Origin of the sequence: Jeotgalibaca caeni (assembly GCF_028863945.1) — a bacterium.
GTDB lineage: Bacteria > Bacillota > Bacilli > Lactobacillales > Aerococcaceae > Jeotgalibaca > Jeotgalibaca caeni.
Map to the genome: position 1 here is coordinate 1 of NZ_JARBEA010000119.1, position 1681 is coordinate 1681.

1 protein-coding gene is annotated in these 1681 nt (G+C 32.8%); it reads left to right on the forward strand.

What is annotated here, in order from left to right; translation table 11 throughout:
• The first annotated feature begins 230 nt into the window (after positions 1 to 230).
• Positions 231 to 1604 carry an HNH endonuclease gene (locus tag PVE40_RS12675; protein WP_274732295.1) on the forward strand — a complete coding sequence of 458 codons (1374 nt, stop codon included), beginning with the start codon at positions 231 to 233 and terminating at the stop codon, positions 1602 to 1604.
• The last annotated feature ends 77 nt before the right edge of the window (positions 1605 to 1681 follow it).

A 1681-nucleotide genomic window follows, 5' to 3' on the forward strand; every position in this document is an offset into this window, starting at 1 on the left:
TTTAGAATTTCTGTAGTAAAATCGTTCATATGGAAGTCCTCTTTTCTGTGAATGTGTTGTGGTAACTCTATTCTACAGAAGGGACTTCCTTTTTTCTATTTACACAAAATATTTTACACTCTCTATAAAATATCAAAATAGGAAATAAGTTAAATAAAAGATTCGTTTCTTTTTTCTATATAGTAGAATGAAATCAGCAGATATAAAACGAGAATAGGTGGAGATGTAACGTGCAAGAGTGGCTGTTTCCTTGTAATCCAAATTACTATGATGTCATGGGGGCATTTGGAGCAATAAATAAAATAAACTGGAAACAAAATAGAGATGTCTTAGTAGGTGATACGGTTTACATATATATTAGTAAACCAGACCAAGAGATAAAATATGAAACAAAAGTTGTAGAGGTAGATTTACCACGTACGACTATTGACGATTCTAAATTTGTCAAAGATGGCACGACGTATGTTAATCATGGTAGATATATGACGTTAGAATTTGTAAAAGAATTTAAGAACAGAGAGTTAACTTATCAAGATATGGTCCAAAATGGTCTGAGAACAGTACAGAGTCCAGTTAAGATTAGTGATCAGCTTAAACTCTTTATTAATAGTAGAAAAAATATAGGTAAGTATAGTCAGGAAAAGCAATACTTCTTTGTGTTTCAGAATGAATCCTATAAAGATGAGAAAGCAGGACAGTATTTATGGGCACCGAAAAGTAATCAAAAGAAGCATAATATCTCTCACTGGAAAAGAATGACTGAAATAAAAAAAGACGATATTATTTTCCACAGTGTAAACCGTAAAATTAAAGCGATCAGCATTGCCCAGACAAATTGCTTAAGTGAAGACCGTCCTCCAGAATTAAAAGAAACATGGACGACTGCTGGTTGGAAGGTTAGTTCAAAGTATTATGAGTTGGAAGAAGAATTTAATATATCGGATCATATAGAGGTGTTGATGAAATTACAACCTGATAATAATGGTCCATTCAATGTAAATGGTAATAGAAAGCAAGGTTATTTGTTCTCAGCTAACAAAGCAATGTTCGACTATATTATGGAAGAGGTAATTAAAGTTCAAAAAAACAGTTCAAATCGCTCAATACTACAAGAATTATTGGAACAGCAAGTAGATATTGAAGAACGACTGGATCAAGAATTAGTAGATGGCATTGATGGGTTAATAGAGGCCTATGTAAATCAACCTGTTGATTATAAGCCACAGCCCGAACCTAAACCCCAGTTAGATTTTCTAGGTAAAAAAAGTTCTTATAAGAGGAATAAGGAAGTGGCTATCAAAGCACTAAAGCGAGCGAATTATGAATGTGAAATAGATAAATCGCACCCAAGCTTCAAAAGAAGGACTACCAAAGTGAATTACACAGAGCCACATCATTTAATCCCGATGGCAAAGCAAGGTAATTTTAGTTATTCATTAGATGTCGAGGCTAATATTGTATCTCTTTGTAGTAATTGTCATAACCAAATCCATTATGGTGCTGATTATAAAGAAATGATTAGTAAATTACACATAAAAAGAGAAAAAGAGTTAACACAAGCTGGTATTCAAATCGATTTAGGTACTCTCATTGAGTACTATTAACCTGAATAATTCATAGTTTTTCTAATATGCTCTCTAAACCTTGTCCCGTCCTTGTTTTTCATATTGTTATCCGACAC